Here is a 16428-nt window from a genome sequence, read left to right as displayed (position 1 = left end):
TCAATGCTCCGAAGCCGGATTTATCTTGGCCTCCGGAACCCCAACCGCACCCATGCCCCACGAATCCAGGATGGCCTTGTAGGTGCCGTCCTTGATCAAGTTCGTCAACGTGTCGGCGATGAGTTCGGTCAATTCGGTGTCCGACTTGGTAATGGCAATACCGTTGAGGCCCCGCACGTCGAGGGCTTCGCCGACCGGCCGGACAGTTTCCAGCGCTTTGTTGGACTTGAATGCCGCATAAAGCGCCGTGGCACTGCCTGTAACAGTCGCGTCAGCGCCGCCGACGGCCACACGAGTGACGGCCTCGGTCTGCGTCTTGAAAGGCAGGACGATCATTTCCTTGTGGCCGCCGTCGACGCATGCCTTGTTCACGATCATCAGCCTCTCCTCGTGGCGGCTGCCGCTTTGTACCGCGATCTGGCGACCGCAGATATCCGTCGGATCGAAGCCAGTCGGGTTACCCGCCTTGATCAACCACTCATTGCCGGTTTCGGCATAGGATACGAAGTTGACGACCTTCTTACGCTCCTCGGTGATCGAAAACGCAGACATGCCGATGTCGTAGTTCGTACCCAGCGCCGGCAGGATAGTCGTGAACTGCGCCGTCCGGGATTCGTACTTCACGCCGAGCTTGGCGGCGATGGCATTGCCGATGTCGATGTCAATGCCTTCAGGGGTCTGGCCGTCCGCACCTGCGAGGTACTCCCACGGAGCATAGTCATTGTCCGATCCACCGACGAGAACGCCGGCCTGACGAATCTTCTCGGGCAACCGCGCAGCAAGTTCCTTGTTCACCTCGATGCGCGATACGTCGAAGGTCTGCGCTGATGCGATCCCTCCCAGCCCCAGCAGCCCTAGCAACGCTGCGCGTGCTATCGCTATGGTCCGCGAATTCTTTCCAAACATGTGTAGTCTCCCATTGTTCAACGTTGGTCGTCTTTTGTGACCTGCATGTTCCCCGAGGATCGGCCCACTCTCCGATCCGCGGTATCGATTTAAGAGTGCATTCTCCATTCCGTCCAATATTGCCTTCGATCCGTTCTATTCGTGAAAGTTATGGGGTTAGAGATAGCCGGCAGCCGTGCGCGGGGTGGTTTTGGAATTTTCGGTCATCGCCATGAAGAACCGTTCCAGATCATTCTGAAGATCGTCTGGGTGTTCGAGCCCGACATTCAAGCGAAAAAGGTAGTCGGGACCAGCCCAGGGGCGCACGGTTCGCAGCGCCTTCACTGAGGTCGGAGCGATCAGGCTCTTTGTTCCGCCCCACGAAGCACCGATCGAGATCAACTGCAGAACATCGAGCGCAGCAAACGACTGGTCGACGTACTGCTCCCTCAGCGTGAACGTGAAGACACCGCAGGCACCGCTGAAATCACGTTTCCAGATCTCATGGCCGGGATTTTCGGGTAGCGCTGGGTGGATGACCGTCTCTATGCACGGATGCTCCGCGAGCCATGCCGCAATCTGAAGACCGGACGCGCTGGATCGTTCCAGACGAACCGCCAGCGTCTCGATGCCGCGTGCTGCGAGTGCACAATCGTCGGGTGACGTGCCAATGCCCAGTCTTCCCAGTGAAGCCTTGAGCCTCAGACCTTGGGCATCGTCCCTAGTGGTAACCGAACCCAGGATAAGGTCGGAGTGGCCGGCAAGGTGTTTGCTCAAGGCCTCCACGACGAAATCCGCGCCATGGCGCAGCGGCTTGAAGTTGAGCGGCGAGGCCCATGTGTTGTCGCAGCCGACCAAGGCGCCCTTGGCGTGCGCCATCCGAACGATCGCCTGGATGTCCTGCATCTCCAGGGTGACCGAACCGGGAGACTCCGTCCAGACAAGGCGCGTCCGATCATCGATGAGCGCATCGAGTGCTTCCAAGTCAACCGGGTCATAAAAAACCGGCTCTATCCCAAGCGCTACAAGCTCATGCATGGCGAAGTCGCGTACGGGACCATATACTGTGTCAGGTATCAGGATCCTCTCGCCCGCTGCCACAAATGCCAGCATGGCACAGGTGATCGCGGCTTGGCCGGAGGGCGCCAGCACGGTGCGGGCGCCCTCTTCGAGTTCCGTGATCTTTTTCTCCAGGTATCGGTGTGTGGGCGTGCCATAAAGCCCATAAACATAGCCGTCCGCATCTCGCTCGAACCGGGCGGCAAAGGAAGCGGCATCCGGGTATCGGATAGTCGATGCACGGTGTATCGGCACGGTCAAGCTGTCGTAGCCGCTTAGGCTGACCGAGACTCTCGACACCGACCTTGTCTCATCACGCATCCCGACCTGTCTCCTCTGTGCCGCCATTGTTGACATGCGTTCGTGTATTCAGTCCAATATCAATCAGTCGAAATTCCATTCCTTCAGGTTATAGAGTTCGCCATGGATGTCAGATTGATCGAGACCTACCAGGCAGTCATGACCTACGGCACCGCCTCGCGGGCCGCGGAAATACTCGGGATGTCCCAACCTGCGGTCAGCAAGGCGATCATGACTTTGGAGCGCTCGATCGGGTTCAGGCTGTTCGACAGAGAGAAAGGACGGATGATTCCGTCCGCCGAGGGACAGCTTTTCTTCCGCGAGGTTCAGATATCGCTCGCGGGTTTGGCGAAGCTTCGAAGCGCCGCCGCCCGCATCCGGGACTATGGCTCGGGCGACATCCGCGTGGCCTGCCTCTCAGCCTTCAGCACCAATCTGCTGCCAAGCGCCATCGCCAGGTTTCGTCGGAGGAACCCAAAAGTCGCCGTCTCTCTCTATGTAAGCGGTTCATCAGCGATCCGCGATATGATTGCCGCCAACCAGCTCGACATCGCGATCACCGCAGACGAGATCGACACCAATGGCGTTGAGGCAACGCCATTCGCTGAAATTCCCGCGACCTTGGCGATACCTCCCGGACATCCGCTAGCAAAGAAGGATGTGGTGCACCCCGCCGATCTCGATCGCCTCCCCTTTGTCGCCCTAGCGCCGGAAGACACAACTCGACACGAGGCAGAGGCCATATTCGCAAAGTATGGGGTGGCGCCGCAGGTTGTGGTGGAGACCGCCTATTCCTCTACCGTCTGCGCGTTGGTTTTGGCGGGCGTAGGCTGTGGGATCGTTGATCCGGTGACCGCCACTGGATACATCGAACGGGGCGTCACGTTACGCCCGCTGGTGCCATCCGTCAGCTTTCGAACGCTGATGCTCTTCCCAAACCAGAAGAGGTCGAGAATCGTCACCGAGATGGCTGACGCATTGACGAAGGAAAGGTCAAAACTGGCTGAGGCGCGCTGACACCCGCCCAGTGCCATCGGGACCTGCCGCGACCTGATCCCGAGCATTTGTCACTGGTCGAAGCGCTCAGGCCGGAGACATCCAGTTCAAGTCACCGACGCATTCCGTCCGGAATGCGTCGGAACATCGCTCCCTACGCGTGACGGATTTCCGTTCCCAGCACCTTCAGGCATTCGCGGATGAACGCCGCAAGCGCCGTCCAGCCTTTTGCCGAAACCATCGTCCCGTCCACATAGGCGTCGGTGGGAGACAGATCGATGTAAGTGCCGCCAGCCAGCGTGACCTCTGGTTCGCAAGCCGCGAGCGCTGCCACCTTCTTGCCACGGACGACGCCGTCGACCGCTATCAGAATCTGGACGCCATGGCAGATCGTGAAGATCGGTTTTTTGGTCTCGTGAAAATGACGCACGATCGCCTGCACGCGCTTGTCGGTGCGAATGTATTCCGGGCCACGACCGCCAGCGCAGTAAACGGCATGATACTGGTCGAGCTGTTTCTCAGCGTCGGAGAACGTCTTGTTGATCAGCGCATAGTGGCCGAGCTTTTCGGTGTAGGTCTGGTCGCCTTCAAAATCGTGCAGCGACGTCTTGATCAGGTCTCCAGCGTTCTTGTCAGGACAGACAACGTGGACGATATGGCCGACGGCCTCCATCGCCTGCTGATAGACGAAGATCTCGTATTCCTCGGTGAACTCACCGGTCAACATCAGGATTTTCTTGCCTGGCATAGTCGTTCCTTTTCATCTGGCAATGGAGCGGGGGCAGTCTCAGTCGAACGCCAGCAACAAACGGTCGCGGGAATGCTCGATATGGCGGCGCATCGCCTGTTCGGCGGCAACAGGATCGGAGGCAGCGAAGGCGGCCAGAATGGCCTCATGCTCATCAAGCGCTTCCTCGGTGACGCGCGAATGGAACATCAGGCGGAAGATGTGGAAGTGCGTATGCTGGAACGCGAGAGTCTGGCGCACGAGATCATTGTTTGCAAATTCCATGATCCTGTCGTGGAAAATGGCGTCCTGCCGCGCAAAGTTGGAGTAACGCAGGCGTTCATCCTTGCCTTCGCGGCGCGCCATCCCGCCTGCGGACTCCTTAAGTACCGCAAGTTTCGTCTCATCCATCAATGCTGCTGCCTTGGCCGCCCCATGCGGCTCGAGCAGCAGGCGAAGCTCATAGAGTTCGTCAAACCGGCGCTTGGTTATCTGCGGCGCGGCGCGGTAGCCGATCAAATGTGTCTTCAACACAAGGCCTTCGCCTTCGAGCCGCCCAAGCGCTTCACGGATTGGCGTGTGGGATACATCGAGCTCCTTGACCAGACTGTCGACGGTGATCCGTGAGCCAGGCGCGATCTTCAGCGACATGAGTTGCGCGAAGATCGCTTCGTACACGTCCTCCACCAGGCTGTTGGATCGCTGGATGCGTCCGCTGGCGGGTTCGGCTTCTCGGGCATTGCTTAAGTTCATGACCTGCGTCTTTGCCTCTTGACAGGATCACTGGCTAACACGATGCTCCGCCCAATACAATCCTATATCCTATACGATTTAATAGAGGATATCTCTTGGCCGAGCTCAACGAGCTTTCCCCTTCCACTGCCGACATCATTGAGGAACGCAGAACATGAGCCTTTTCGCCGCCATAAGGCTGCCGCGTGAAATCCTCTTCGGGAAGGGACAGCGCCACGTCATTGCGACCGTCGCGGCCAGGCTCGGGCGTCGTGCGCTCGTCTGTACCGACGAACGTTTTGCCGCAACCCGTCCTTTCGCGGAGATCGTCGCGGCGCTGCGAGCCGCTTCGGTCGATGTGTTTGTCCATGACCGCGTGCTGCCCGACGTTCCCCGAGACACAGTTGCCGTTTGCGTCGAGGAGGCGCGGGATTTTGCGCCCGACATGGTGATCGGCATCGGAGGCGGCAGTTGTCTCGACATGGCCAAATGCGCCGCGTTGCTCTTCAGTCACGGCGGCCTGCTCCAGGACTACTACGGCGAGTTCAAGGTGCCCGGTCCGACGCTGCCGCTGATCGCGGTGCCGACAACAGCCGGCACCGGCTCGGAAGTGACCCCAGTTGCAGTGATCTCCGATCCGGATCGCACCTTGAAGGTCGGCATCTCCAGCCCGTATCTGATCGCGGCCGCGGCCATCTGCGATCCCGAACTGACGATGACATGCCCACCGGGATTGACGGCGATCGCAGGCGCAGACGCGTTGACCCATGCGATCGAGGCTTTCACCGCCGTCAGGCGTGGCACCGACCCCTCCCTTCCGCAGAGCCACGTCTTTATCGGCAAAACCGCTTTGACCGATCATTTCGCGCTGCTGGCAATCAAGCTGCTTGGTCGAAGCCTTGAAAAGGCATACCGCCAGCCCTCTGACGAGGACGCCCGGGCCGATGTGATGATGGGCGCGCTTGCAGCTGGCTGTGCGTTCGGGACGGCCGGCACAGCGGCGGCGCACGCCGTACAATATCCGGTTGGCGCGATAACCCACACCGCCCACGGATTGGGTGTCGCCACCATGTTGCCGTACGTCATGAAGTACAACCGGGCCGCCGCGGCCGCCGAGATGACCGAGATCGGTCTTGCCCTTGGCCTCGACGGGAGGGACCGGAGTGCCGATGAAATGGCCGACGCGACGATCGACGAGATCGGCCGACTGTTTGGAGCGATCGGCATCACGCCTTCGCTGGCCAAGCTCGGGCTTCCCGCCGACAAGCTCGATTGGACGGCCGAACAGGCGCTCGGCATTGACCGTCTCATCAAGAACAATCCGCGTCCATTCGATCTGGCAGCCATGCGGGGCCTGATCCAGGCTGCCTATGATGGCAACCTCGCCACCTACGTCATGTGAGCAATCGAGGAGCAGGCCATGAACATATCTCATCCGGTGCTGGAGGACGGTCAGGACACTGACGACTTCCATAGGTTCTCCCACGGCTTGTATATCGGCGGCCAGTGGAGGCAATCCGCGGACGGCCGGGAAATCCAGGTCCTGGACCCTTCCACGGAAGCCGTGATCGCCGCCGTTCCCGACGCGACGATCGAAGATGCCGCGGCCGCCGTGGAGGCTGCGGCCAAGGCCGCCGATGGCTGGCGCACAACGGCACCCCGCAAGCGTTCCGAAATCCTCAGACGTTGCTTCGAGTTGATGACGCAGCGTTCCGAGACGCTGGCAACCCTGATTTCGCTGGAAAACGGCAAGGCACTCCGGGACGCGCGTGGCGAGATCGCCTATGCCGCGGAATTCTTCCGCTGGAATGCCGAAGAAGCCGTTCGCATCACCGGTGAATTCGGGATTGCGCCTTCCGGCACGAACCGGATCGTGGTCGACTACGAGCCCATCGGCATATGCGTACTTGTCACCCCCTGGAACTTCCCTGCCGCCATGGCGACGCGCAAGATCGCGCCCGCCTTGGCTGCCGGGTGCACGGTAATTTTGAAACCAGCCAGTGAGACCCCGCTCACGGCCTATGCGCTTGCCGCGCTCTATCAGGAAGCCGGCGTTCCGCCTGGTGTGGTGAACGTTCTGACAACCTCCAATCCCGGCCCTGTGACAGCCGCCATGCTGGCGGATCCGCGGGTGCGGAAACTCTCCTTTACCGGCTCGACGGGTGTCGGGCGCGTTCTGCTGGCCGAGGCGGCAAAGCACGTGATTTCGTGTTCGATGGAGCTCGGCGGCAATGCGCCATTCCTTGTGTTCGATGACGCGGACCTCGACGCGGCGGTCGATGGGGCGATGGTGGCGAAGATGCGCAACGCCGGCGAGGCCTGCACGGCTGCAAACCGAATCTATGTCCAGTCCGGCGTTTACGATGCTTTTAGCGAAAGCCTCGCCAGGCGGATGTCGTCACTCAAGGTCGGCGCTGGTACGGACGCGGCCACGGAGTGCGGGCCGATGATCACCAAGAAGGCCGTCGACAAGATCGACCGTCTGGTCAACGATGCTGTCGCCCGTGGCGCGAGGGTGCTGTGCGGAGGCAAGGCAGGCTCGGGAACGGGATATTACTATCCACCGACCGTGCTCTGCGACGTCCCGGCCGAGGCCGAGATGGCGCACGAGGAAATTTTTGGGCCGGTAGCGCCGATCTCGATATTCGAAACGGAAGCCGACGCCATCGCGCGCGCCAACGACACCGAATATGGTCTTGCCGCCTACATCTACACGCGCGATCTTGCACGTGGAATGCAGGTGGCGTCGAAGATCGAAGCCGGGATGATCGGGCTCAATCGGGGTCTAATGTCCGATCCCGCAGCGCCCTTCGGCGGGGTAAAGCAGAGCGGCCTCGGGCGCGAGGGCGGACAGCATCACGGCATCGCGGAGTTCATGGAAGCGAAATATATCGCCGTAAGCATTTGAGCGGAGGAAGAGTGCAAAGCGATCCGTTCCGCATCCGCGACCATGTCGCCGATTTCGATCAAATCGTCCAGGACATCGTTCGCCGCAGCGAGGCCGTCCGCGCAACCATTCCAATGGCTGCGGACGTGGCCTATGGACCGGATCAGGCCGAAACCGTGGACCTGTTCTTTCCCTCGGGGAAAAGAAGCGGCCTGCCGGTGCATATGTTCATCCATGGCGGCTATTGGAGAATGTTCTCCAAGCGCGACTATTCAAACGTCGCGACGACGATTACCCAGGCCGGTGCCATTGCCGTCATCGTCGATTATGCGCTGATGCCCAAGGTCAGGATGGCTACGATCGTCGAGCAGGTGCGCCGCGCCAAGCAGTGGGTTCTGGACAATATCCATGACTTGGGCGGAGATCCCGCAAACCTGACTGTTAGTGGTCATTCGGCCGGAGCACATCTTTCAACGTTTCTGTTCAACGGCGAGCATACCCGCTCGAATGTACGGGCAGCTCTTCTGCTCGGCGGGCTCTACGATCTGAAACCGCTCCAGACCTCCTTTCTCGCCAACGAGATTGGAATCACCGATGAGGAAGTCGCCCTGTTTACACCGCTTGCGCATCGGCATGATCCTCAAACCAAGGCGACGGTTCTGGTTGGGGCCAATGAGACGCCGCCTTTCCATCAGCAAGCAGATAGATTCAAAGAGAACCTGCTGCAGCAGGGTTCGCCGGTAACGTGGCTTGTTCTCACGAACCGCAACCACATGGACAGTGTCAGAGATCTCGGCGTGCCCGACAGCCAGACGGGTGATTGCCTGACGAAACTGATTGCAAACGACCGCCGCTAACCGTCCCGACGTCGGATATGAGAGCGTCTCGGGTTCAAGACGATGCAACGGCGTTGCTCGCCCAGGCCGTCAGCGATTCCACCCCATATATGGCGTTGTCGTGATAGCGCTGGATAGCCGTCACCCGCGAGGCCTTGGCGGTCGCGGCGCCATCTCTCCTCGCGCTGGAATTCCTAAGCTGAACAGGGTATATGACCATCTACATGGTCAGGAGAATGGTATGGATGTAATCAGTCTGGCAGATGCCAAGGCCCATCTGAGCGAGTTGGTCGACCGGGTCGAGGCAGGCGATTCAATCGACATCACTCGGCGCGGCAAGCCGGTTGCACGGCTCACCGCCGTGGCCAAGCCTCGCAAACAAATCGATGCTGCCCTGCTCCGGTCTCTGACGGCGATTATGCCGCCGCAGACTGAAAGCGCTGCTGATCTGGTGCGAGCGATGCGGGACGGCGACCGCTACTGATGCTTTATCTCGACACGTCGCTGATCGTCGCGGCACTCTCCAATGAGGCGATGACGCCGCGGGTTCAGGCCTGGCTGGCGGAGCAGGACGCGGCGCAGCTTCTGATCAGCGACTGGACCATCACGGAGATGTCTTCTGCCATGGCGATCAGGCTGCGGACCAGCCAGATCAGTCTGGAGCAGCGCGCTGGGGCGCTCGCCATGTTCAATAGGCTGGTCGCCGAGAGCTTCACCGTGCTCGCCGTGACCGGTGGGCAATTCCGGACTGCGGCGAAGTTTGCCGATCAGCATATGCTTGGGCTTCGGGCCGGCGATGCGCTGCATCTCGCCATTGCATCGGAGCATGGCGCCACGGTGCACACGCTCGACCAGCGGCTCGGCGAGGCCGGTCCAGCGCTCGGCGTGCCGACGCAGTTGCTGACGTGAAGCGGCCCTCTCCCACTCTGCCCTTGTCCGAGGCATCCATGTCCGGCGACTGGACCGATGAAGCAGAATGACGCGATCGCTGACCGAGCCGTACTGGCAGTTCCCCAAAAAGACCGTCACGAGCCTGTCTACGACCAGAGCCCGTCGCGAGATTTAGATCGGGCTGCGTAGTTGATGCAGCGGTACGCTCGAGACAGCGCCGCCGGCGACCTGCTGCGCATCAATCGCGCGCTACAGACAGCCCCGCGAGAAGCGGAGCGTGCGCGGTGAGCCTGCGCGATACGAACTCCGCGAACAGCCGCACGCGCTTCGTCTTGCGTGTCTCCCCCTGCGTGAGAAGCCAGAGCGTTCCGTACATGTGCAGGTCGGTGCCTGGCACCCTCACCAACAGGGGGTCGGCATCTCCGACGAAGCACGGCAGCGTCGTGATCCCAAGCCCTTGCCGTACAGCAACGATCTCCGCTGCGGCGTCCGTGGTCCTGAACGGAACCCCCGTGGTGCGAACCTCACCCTCGCTGGCCCACTCCGGAATGCCATGCATGCCTATGACGATCCACCGGATGGGATCAGGCGCGCCCGCACGCCATGCGGCTAGTCGATCGCGGGATATATAGACGGCGCCGAACAGCTCCGGTCCCTTCAGGCCGTGAAGATTGAGCGGCAGGGTTTTGCGGTCGTAGACCACGCGGATCGCGACGTCGGCCTCGCGCTTGGTCAGATTTGCCAGCTCGCCGGACGACAAGATTTCCATCTCAATGTCCGGATGCAGACGCGCGAAATCGACGAAGTCCGGGATGAGCAGGTGTGTCGCGAGGATTGGTGTCAACGTCACCCGCAGAAGCCCGCGCACGCTCTGGTCGCGACCGAAAACGCGCGTCTCCAGCTGGTGCGACGACGCTTCCATCTGGTTCGCGAGCTCGAGGACCTCCTCGCCCGCAGCGGTCAGGCGGTAGCCCGAAGGCAGCTTTTCAAACATCTGCGCCCCGAGGCGTTCCTCGAGCTGAGCGATGCGTCGCAGCACGGTCGAGTGATACACCCCGAGGCCCTCGGCGGCGGCCCGCACTGAGCCTCCGCGCGCGACGGCAAGAAAGTAGCGAACGTCGTCCCAGTCGATCATGGTGCAATCCCGCACCGCGTGGCGCGCCTTCCAAACCCCCGTATCTAACACATTGAACAGCAATACGGGCGGCCATCATAGCTTATGCCGACGAGCGTGGCCCAATTTCGAACGGCGGACACCGATCGTCGCGTCGTCAAGCCGGATCGATTTTGCACCGCCGATGTGCGCGCTTCCGCACTCAACAACTGACGCCGGCGGGCCCATTTCGAGGTTCTCGGAGGCAGGTGCTGTCCGGACACCACGAAAGGAGAAGTCATGGGAAAGCTCGAAGGTAAGGTTGCAGTCATCACGGGTGGATCGAGCGGCATGGCCCTGGCGAGCGCCAAGCGGTTCGTTGAAGAAGGCGCCTATGTTTTCATCACCGGCCGGAGACAGGAGGCGCTGGACGAGGCCCTCAAGCTGATCGGCCGGAACGCGACCGGCGTGCGCGGCGACGCGTCCAATCTCGACGACCTCGACCGCCTGTTCGATACGGTCAAGCAGGAAAAGGGCGAGATCGACATCCTGTACGCGAGCGCCGGCACGGGCGAAGCCGTTCCGCTTGGCGAGATTACCGAGCAGCATTTCGATGCGACCTTCGGCCTGAATACGCGTGGCACGCTGTTTACGGTTCAGAAGGCGTTGCCGCTGTTCAACGACGGCGGATCGATCTTCATGACCGGGTCAGTTGCTTCGATCAAAGGTTTTCCTGGTTACAGCGTGTATGCGGCGAGCAAGGCGGCGCTGCACGCATTCGCACGCGGGTGGCTCAACGAACTCAAGGGCAGGAATATCCGGGTGAACGTGCTGCACCCAGGGCCGATCGCCACACCGATGCAGGACCAAGTTCTCACCGAGGAAGCGAAGCAAATGTTCGAATCCCTGATTCCGCGGGGAAAAGATGGGGCGTCCTGAGGAAATTGCGGCGGCCGCGCTGTTTCTTGCTTCAGACGATTCGAGCTTCGTGAATGGGCTGGAGTTGTCTGTCGACGGCGGCTTCTCGGCCATCTGAAATCGCGCCGGATCGCGGGAAGTGGCTGATCGGCGGGAACTAGCGTGTTCATGGTGGAACGACTTCCGCACTGAACGGTCAGTCCGGCCGCGCGGAAGTCGTTCACGGCGAGACGTCTACGCAAAGGTCGCCACACAGCAGAACGGATAACCCAGCGCCGTTGAAGGCCGGGGAATCAGTACCAACACGGATCGGAGAAGTATTATGAGCTATGCGATTGTAGGATTCGGTAAGATAGGCCAGGCTCTCACCCACGCCTTCGCCCGTAAAAACATCGACGTGAGCGTCGCGAGCCGCCGTCCGCCCGAGGCGTTGGCGCCGCAGGCTCGGATGATTGGACCCACGGTCGTCGCCAAGTCGCTGCGGGATGCACTCGAGGCCGACACAATCATCTTGGCGGTCCCGTTCGGGGAGCACCGCGAGGTTGCGAAGGCCCTGCCGAGCTGGGAAGGCAAGACAGTCATCGACGCGACGAACATGTTTCCAGGCGCTGAAGAGCTGGACGGCCTTCCGTCCTCCGCCGTCATCGCGAAGGCGTTCACCGGCGCCAGGCTCGTGAAAGGTTTCAATCACCTGATTGCCGCCACCCTGGCTACCGATCCGATCGTCGAGGGCGGCCACCGGGTCGTCTTTCTGTCGAGCGACGACGAGGACGCGATCGCTCCCGTGGCGGCCTTGGCCAAACAACTCGGGTTCGCACCCGTCAAGCTTGGAAAGCTCAACGAGGGTGGCGCGCTGGTGCACGCACGCGGCCGCACTTGGGGCCAGCTCATCTTCCAGGATTTGTTCAAGAAGGAGCAGTAATCGATCTACGACCGTATGATCGACGCCGAGAATTGGTCGCGCGCTAACTTCTTCGAGCAGCGCGCGACTGAACATTCGAAGACCACAAGTCGCGAAGGTTGGGGTGGCCTGACGGCGTCTGGACGCCGTTCGAAGAGCGGGAAGACGCGCGACAGAGCGGCAGATCTGCGGGTCGCCTAGAATCTTTCGACTGCTATCATAACCGACCGCCCGTCAAAAGATTGATGGACAGTACGAGTAGCCTTGCCCTTTGAAGTGATTAATGAGCTTTTGGACGACATTGTCGAACGTCGTGTAGCGGACGATCAGCTTGACTGCACTATCAAGAAGAGCGTCATCCTTAGACCCTCGTGGTAATACAGATTGAAAATTGCGCCCTCATGTTTCAAAACAGGTCGGCAAACCCACGAGGGTGGTTTTGTGCGGGGTCACCCACGGGCCTCAAGGCGAGAATTCTAAAAGACGTTCAACAATGACCCAGCACGTACAAAACGCTCGAATTCTCATGTACAGCCACGACACGTTCGGGCTCGGCCACTTGCAGCGTTGCCGGACGATCGCGCATTCGCTAGTCGAGGATTTCCGCGGACTTCAGGTGCTTATCATTTCGGGTGCGACTATCGCTGGCGCCTTCGATTACCGCGCCCGTGTCGACTTCGTGAAGATCCCCAGCGTCATCAAATTGCGCAACGGCGAATACACCTCGCTGGAAAAGGATATCGATCTGCATGAGACGCTAAGGATGCGTCAGTCGATCATCCGCCACACAGCCGAGACCTTCCGGCCGGATATCTTCATCGTCGACAAGGAACCGCTCGGCCTGCGCGGTGAGATCGAGGACACGCTGTCCTACCTCAAGACGCGGGGCACCACGCTCGTGCTTGGCCTGCGCGAGGTGATGGACGCGCCGCATCTGCTCGAAGCGGAGTGGGCACGCAAAGATGTGATTCGCAAGATAGGCCTGTTCTACGACAAGGTCTGGGCCTATGGTCCGCCGGATTTCTACGACCCGTTGACTGGCTTGGATGTGCCGCCGGCTATCAGGGCAAAGATGAGGTTCGTCGGTTTCCTGCAACGGAGCCTGCAGCGGAACGAGTTGCCCGGCCACCGGCCCGAGGGCGACTATATCCTCGTTACCACCGGTGGCGGCGGTGACGGCGCCGATCTGATCCACGACGTTATCGATGCCTATCAGCAGGATCCGCAATTGCAGCATAGGGCGCTGGTCGTGCTTGGGCCTTACATGCCGGCGCGCAAACGGAACAAGCTGCTCAAGAAGGGGTCCAAGATCCCCTACATCAAGATGATCGAGTTCGACAACCGCATGGAAGAGCTGATTGCCGGCGCCATGGCGGTAGTGGCGATGGGCGGTTACAACACCTATTGCGAGATACTATCTTTCGACAAGCCGGCGCTGATCGTGCCGCGCGTCGAGCCCCGCGAGGAACAACTGATCCGCGCACGGCGCGCAGCCGAACTCGGCCTCATCGAGATGCTTTTGCCGGAAGAAGCCGAGGATTCTCAGCGGTTTGCCGATGCACTGAAGGTGCTTCCGGACCGGCCCCGCCCATCGCAGAGCAATCCGCATCTGACGCTGGAAGGGCTGCCTCATATTTCCGAAATCGTCGCGGAACTGCTCGACCGGCGGGCCGGCCATCACCTTTCGGTCATTGAAGGCATGAACTGAGTTGCAACATCGCAAGATCGTCGTGGTTCTGAAGGGCTATCCGCGGCTGTCTGAAACCTTCATCGCGCAGGAACTGCTCGGTCTGGAGCGTGCGGGGTTCGAGCTGATACTCGTCGCGCTCAGGCGGCCGACCGACGCAAAACGCCACCCTGTCCATGACGAGATCAAAGCGCCCGTCCATTATCTGCCGGAATATCTGCATGAAGAGCCGCTGCGCGTGGTTCGCTCGCTGTTTGCCCATCTGCTGCGGCCGGGCTTCTGGCGCGCGCTCGGAACGCTGGCTACCGATATCCCCCGCGACTTTACGCGCAATCGCGTGCGCCGGTTCGGGCAAGCGCTCGTGCTGGCGGCCGAATGGCCGGAAGACGCGGGCTGGCTGCATGCACATTTCGCGCACACGCCGGCTTCGGTGACGCGCTATGCCAGCCAGCTTCGTGGGCTGCCCTGGAGCTGCTCTGCCCATGCCAAGGACATCTGGACTTCGGCGGACTGGGATCTGGCTGGCAAGCTTTCCTCGGCGCGCTGGACGGTCACTTGCACGAAAACCGGCTTCGACCGTCTGAAAAAACTCGCTAACGGCAACTCGTCCGTGCATCTGAGCTATCATGGGCTCGACCTTGATCGCTTCGGCAGTTTCGGCGAGGCGCGAAAACACCATGACGGCTCGGCGCCGGACGAACCGATTATCGTTCTGAGTGTCGGGCGCGCCGTTGAAAAGAAAGGTTACGATACCTTGCTGGAGGCTCTTGCCCTCTTGCCCAGTGATTTGGCATGGCGTTTCGAGCATATCGGCGGCGGCGAGGAACTGGAACGGTTCAAGGCGCTGGCGCAAAAGCTCGGACTGGATGGTCGCGTCTCTTGGAAAGGCGCGCTTGCGCAGGAGGAGGTGCTTGAGCACTACCGCCGCGCCGACATCTTCGCCCTGGCCTGCAGGATTACCGCAAATGGCGACCGGGACGGTCTGCCGAATGTTCTGGTGGAGGCGGCTAGCCAGCGGCTTGCCTGCGTGTCGACCGATATTTCCGGCGTGCCGGAGCTTTTATCGCCGGATGAAACCGGGCTGCTGGTTCCGACGGAAAACCCAATTGCCCTGGCACAGGCGCTGGAGCGCCTGATCCGTGATCCCGTACTGCGCGCCCGCCTCGGCGACGCCGCAGAGCGGCGCGTGCGCGGCAATTTCGATCATATGGCAAGCATTGGACAGCTCAAGGAACTGTTCGAGCGGGAGTGGCGGGCCGCCGAATGAAGCGGCTGCGCGTTTTCTTCTATGTCCAGCACCTGCTCGGCATCGGCCATCTCGCGCGCGCCAGCCGCATTGCGGCGGCTCTGGTCGATGACGGGTTTGACGTAACCATCGTAACCGGCGGAGCGCCCATCGCGGGGTTTCCGGGACGGGGTGTAAAGTCTGTAACCCTGCCACCTGTCACCTCCGGTGATGAAGGATTTTCCGGACTTGTCGACCTGCAGGGCAACCCGATCGACGATGATTTCAAGAAATTGCGTTCAGAGATGCTGCTGCAGGCATTCCGGGATTGCAGGCCTGATATCGTCATTGTCGAGGCGTTTCCATTTGGACGCCGGCAGATGCGTTTCGAACTCTTGCCGCTGATCGAGGCCATCGACGCGACGTCGCCCCGACCGCTGCTGGCGACGTCCGTCCGTGATATCCTTCAGGAACGCGTCAAGCCGGGCCGAAACGAGGAAACAGTCGATCTCATCAACAGGCATTTCGACCTTGTAATGGTCCACGGCGATCCGGCTTTCGCCACCATCGACAAGACATTTCCACTGGCTGGGGCGATCAGGGCCGACGTCACCTACACAGGGCTCGTTGCCGCGCCGCCATCGCCCGCGACCTCCGAGCGCTTCGACGTTCTGGTGTCGGTTGGCGGCGGGGCTGCCGGAAAGAGCCTTGTCAGATCCGCCGTCGCAGCGGCGCGGAATGCCAACAACGCGTGGAAATGGTGTTTGATCACTGGCCCAAACCTGCCGAAAGACGAGTTTGACGCGATCGCACGCGATGCCACGCCGGGCGTGTCCATCTTCCGGTTCCGCCAGGATTTCGCCAGCCTGCTGACCGGCGCCCGCCTGTCAGTCTCGCAAGCGGGTTACAACACGGTCTGCGATGTCCTGCGCGCGGGTTGTCCCTCGCTGCTCGTCCCATTTGCAGCCGGCGGGGAAACCGAACAGACGGTTCGCGCCCTGATGCTCGAAGAACTCGGTCTTGCAACGGTGCTGATGGAAAATGACCTGACGCCTGAAGGTTTGGCGCAAGCGATCGAACAGGCGCTAGTGGGACCGACGCCCTCCGCGCATCGTCTCGATCTGGAAGGCGCGCGTCACTCGGCGCAAATCCTGCGCGAGCGGTATCGAACAGGTCCCTAAAAGCGGGGCGCGGTTTCGGAAAAGTTCATGATAGATCCTACGCGCGTGGCGTCTTTCTGAGATTGGCGCGACGCGTTTCAAATCCTTGTTCTAATTGCCCAAAAGCCGGT

The 16428-nt window shown here is 60.8% G+C and carries 15 protein-coding genes and 1 pseudogene; 11 read left to right on the top strand and 5 right to left on the bottom strand.

What is annotated here, in order from left to right; genetic code table 11:
* Together NKH73_RS22115 and NKH73_RS22110 are read right to left on the bottom strand one after the other, a co-directional pair.
* Positions 1–1014: an ABC transporter substrate-binding protein gene (locus tag NKH73_RS22115; protein WP_352936226.1), complete on the bottom strand. Its 1014-nt coding sequence runs from the start codon at positions 1012–1014 to the stop codon at positions 1–3.
* 48 nt (positions 1015–1062) lie between these two features.
* Entirely contained in the window at positions 1063–2265 is a 1203-nt protein-coding gene (locus NKH73_RS22110; protein ID WP_352936224.1) for a trans-sulfuration enzyme family protein, read from the bottom strand.
* A 114-nt stretch (positions 2266–2379) separates the two neighbouring features.
* Here NKH73_RS22110 and NKH73_RS22105 point away from each other — a divergent pair, with 114 nt between their 5' ends.
* Positions 2380–3261: a LysR substrate-binding domain-containing protein gene (locus NKH73_RS22105; RefSeq protein ID WP_352936222.1), complete on the top strand. Its 882-nt coding sequence runs from the start codon at positions 2380–2382 to the stop codon at positions 3259–3261.
* Between the two features lie 133 nt (positions 3262–3394).
* Here the strand turns inward: NKH73_RS22105 and NKH73_RS22100 are convergent, their stop codons facing one another.
* Together NKH73_RS22100 and NKH73_RS22095 are read right to left on the bottom strand one after the other, a co-directional pair.
* Positions 3395–3988 (bottom strand): DJ-1/PfpI family protein, encoded by a 594-nt coding sequence (locus NKH73_RS22100; protein WP_352936221.1) that lies wholly within the window; start codon positions 3986–3988, stop codon positions 3395–3397.
* Positions 3989–4027: 39 nt separating this feature from the next.
* Positions 4028–4720 carry a GntR family transcriptional regulator gene (locus NKH73_RS22095; protein ID WP_352936219.1) on the bottom strand — a complete coding sequence of 231 codons (693 nt, stop codon included), beginning with the start codon at positions 4718–4720 and terminating at the stop codon, positions 4028–4030.
* A 154-nt stretch (positions 4721–4874) separates the two neighbouring features.
* On the opposite strand from NKH73_RS22095, the gene NKH73_RS22090 reads away from it, so the two are divergent.
* The 5 genes from NKH73_RS22090 (at position 4875) to NKH73_RS22070 (ending at position 9331) form a co-directional block, all read left to right on the top strand.
* Positions 4875–6101, top strand: coding sequence for an iron-containing alcohol dehydrogenase (locus NKH73_RS22090; protein ID WP_352936217.1), 1227 nt, complete (start codon positions 4875–4877; stop codon positions 6099–6101).
* Between the two features lie 18 nt (positions 6102–6119).
* The gene (locus tag NKH73_RS22085) at positions 6120–7607 is read left to right on the top strand and encodes an NAD-dependent succinate-semialdehyde dehydrogenase (RefSeq protein ID WP_352936215.1); all 1488 of its coding nucleotides are present in this window, start codon (positions 6120–6122) and stop codon (positions 7605–7607) included.
* Positions 7608–7618: 11 nt separating this feature from the next.
* Positions 7619–8443 (top strand): alpha/beta hydrolase, encoded by an 825-nt coding sequence (locus tag NKH73_RS22080; RefSeq protein WP_352936213.1) that lies wholly within the window; start codon positions 7619–7621, stop codon positions 8441–8443.
* A gap of 220 nt (positions 8444–8663) precedes the next feature.
* The gene (locus NKH73_RS22075) at positions 8664–8906 is read left to right on the top strand and encodes a type II toxin-antitoxin system Phd/YefM family antitoxin (protein WP_352936211.1); all 243 of its coding nucleotides are present in this window, start codon (positions 8664–8666) and stop codon (positions 8904–8906) included.
* On the top strand, positions 8906–9331 hold the full coding sequence (locus tag NKH73_RS22070; protein WP_352936209.1) for a type II toxin-antitoxin system VapC family toxin: 426 nt from the start codon (positions 8906–8908) through the stop codon (positions 9329–9331). The genes NKH73_RS22075 and NKH73_RS22070 overlap by 1 nt, the downstream gene beginning before the upstream one ends.
* Positions 9332–9551: 220 nt before the next feature.
* Here the strand turns inward: NKH73_RS22070 and NKH73_RS22065 are convergent, their stop codons facing one another.
* Complete coding sequence (locus NKH73_RS22065; protein ID WP_352936207.1) at positions 9552–10448, bottom strand: LysR family transcriptional regulator; 897 nt, start codon at positions 10446–10448, stop codon at positions 9552–9554.
* A gap of 258 nt (positions 10449–10706) precedes the next feature.
* Here NKH73_RS22065 and NKH73_RS22060 point away from each other — a divergent pair.
* From NKH73_RS22060 to NKH73_RS22040, 5 genes and pseudogenes are all read left to right on the top strand, one after another.
* Positions 10707–11442 (top strand): annotated as a pseudogene (locus NKH73_RS22060) (SDR family NAD(P)-dependent oxidoreductase).
* 204 nt (positions 11443–11646) lie between these two features.
* A complete protein-coding gene (locus NKH73_RS22055; RefSeq protein ID WP_352936205.1) occupies positions 11647–12246 on the top strand; it encodes an NADPH-dependent F420 reductase in 600 nt (199 codons plus the stop codon).
* A 472-nt stretch (positions 12247–12718) separates the two neighbouring features.
* Entirely contained in the window at positions 12719–13933 is a 1215-nt protein-coding gene (locus NKH73_RS22050) for a glycosyltransferase family protein (protein WP_352936203.1), read from the top strand.
* A gap of 1 nt (position 13934) precedes the next feature.
* Positions 13935–15179: a glycosyltransferase gene (locus NKH73_RS22045; protein ID WP_352936202.1), complete on the top strand. Its 1245-nt coding sequence runs from the start codon at positions 13935–13937 to the stop codon at positions 15177–15179.
* On the top strand, positions 15176–16318 hold the full coding sequence (locus NKH73_RS22040; protein ID WP_352936200.1) for a glycosyltransferase family protein: 1143 nt from the start codon (positions 15176–15178) through the stop codon (positions 16316–16318). Before NKH73_RS22045 ends, NKH73_RS22040 begins: the two co-directional genes overlap by 4 nt.
* Positions 16319–16428 lie beyond the last annotated feature (110 nt).

Source organism: Mesorhizobium sp. M0938 (assembly GCF_040319125.1).
Classification (GTDB): Bacteria; Pseudomonadota; Alphaproteobacteria; order Rhizobiales; family Rhizobiaceae; genus Mesorhizobium; species Mesorhizobium robiniae.
Note: the sequence above shows the minus strand (reverse complement) of the source record. Positions and strands in the feature narration are given on the sequence as shown.

What these genes read in the sequence shown, in the direction of transcription:
- NKH73_RS22095 (WP_352936219.1), bottom strand. Translation starts at nt 4,720, where the DNA reads ATGAACTTAAGCAATGCCCGAGAAGCCGAACCCGCCAGCGGACGCATC.
- NKH73_RS22055 (WP_352936205.1), top strand. Translation starts at nt 11,647, where the DNA reads ATGAGCTATGCGATTGTAGGATTCGGTAAGATAGGCCAGGCTCTCACC.
- NKH73_RS22110 (WP_352936224.1), bottom strand. Translation starts at nt 2,265, where the DNA reads ATGCGTGATGAGACAAGGTCGGTGTCGAGAGTCTCGGTCAGCCTAAGC.
- NKH73_RS22090 (WP_352936217.1), top strand. Translation starts at nt 4,875, where the DNA reads ATGAGCCTTTTCGCCGCCATAAGGCTGCCGCGTGAAATCCTCTTCGGG.
- NKH73_RS22075 (WP_352936211.1), top strand. Translation starts at nt 8,664, where the DNA reads ATGGATGTAATCAGTCTGGCAGATGCCAAGGCCCATCTGAGCGAGTTG.
- NKH73_RS22050 (WP_352936203.1), top strand. Translation starts at nt 12,719, where the DNA reads ATGACCCAGCACGTACAAAACGCTCGAATTCTCATGTACAGCCACGAC.
- NKH73_RS22085 (WP_352936215.1), top strand. Translation starts at nt 6,120, where the DNA reads ATGAACATATCTCATCCGGTGCTGGAGGACGGTCAGGACACTGACGAC.
- NKH73_RS22065 (WP_352936207.1), bottom strand. Translation starts at nt 10,448, where the DNA reads ATGATCGACTGGGACGACGTTCGCTACTTTCTTGCCGTCGCGCGCGGA.
- NKH73_RS22100 (WP_352936221.1), bottom strand. Translation starts at nt 3,988, where the DNA reads ATGCCAGGCAAGAAAATCCTGATGTTGACCGGTGAGTTCACCGAGGAA.
- NKH73_RS22115 (WP_352936226.1), bottom strand. Translation starts at nt 1,014, where the DNA reads ATGGAGAATGCACTCTTAAATCGATACCGCGGATCGGAGAGTGGGCCG.
- NKH73_RS22070 (WP_352936209.1), top strand. Translation starts at nt 8,906, where the DNA reads ATGCTTTATCTCGACACGTCGCTGATCGTCGCGGCACTCTCCAATGAG.
- NKH73_RS22040 (WP_352936200.1), top strand. Translation starts at nt 15,176, where the DNA reads ATGAAGCGGCTGCGCGTTTTCTTCTATGTCCAGCACCTGCTCGGCATC.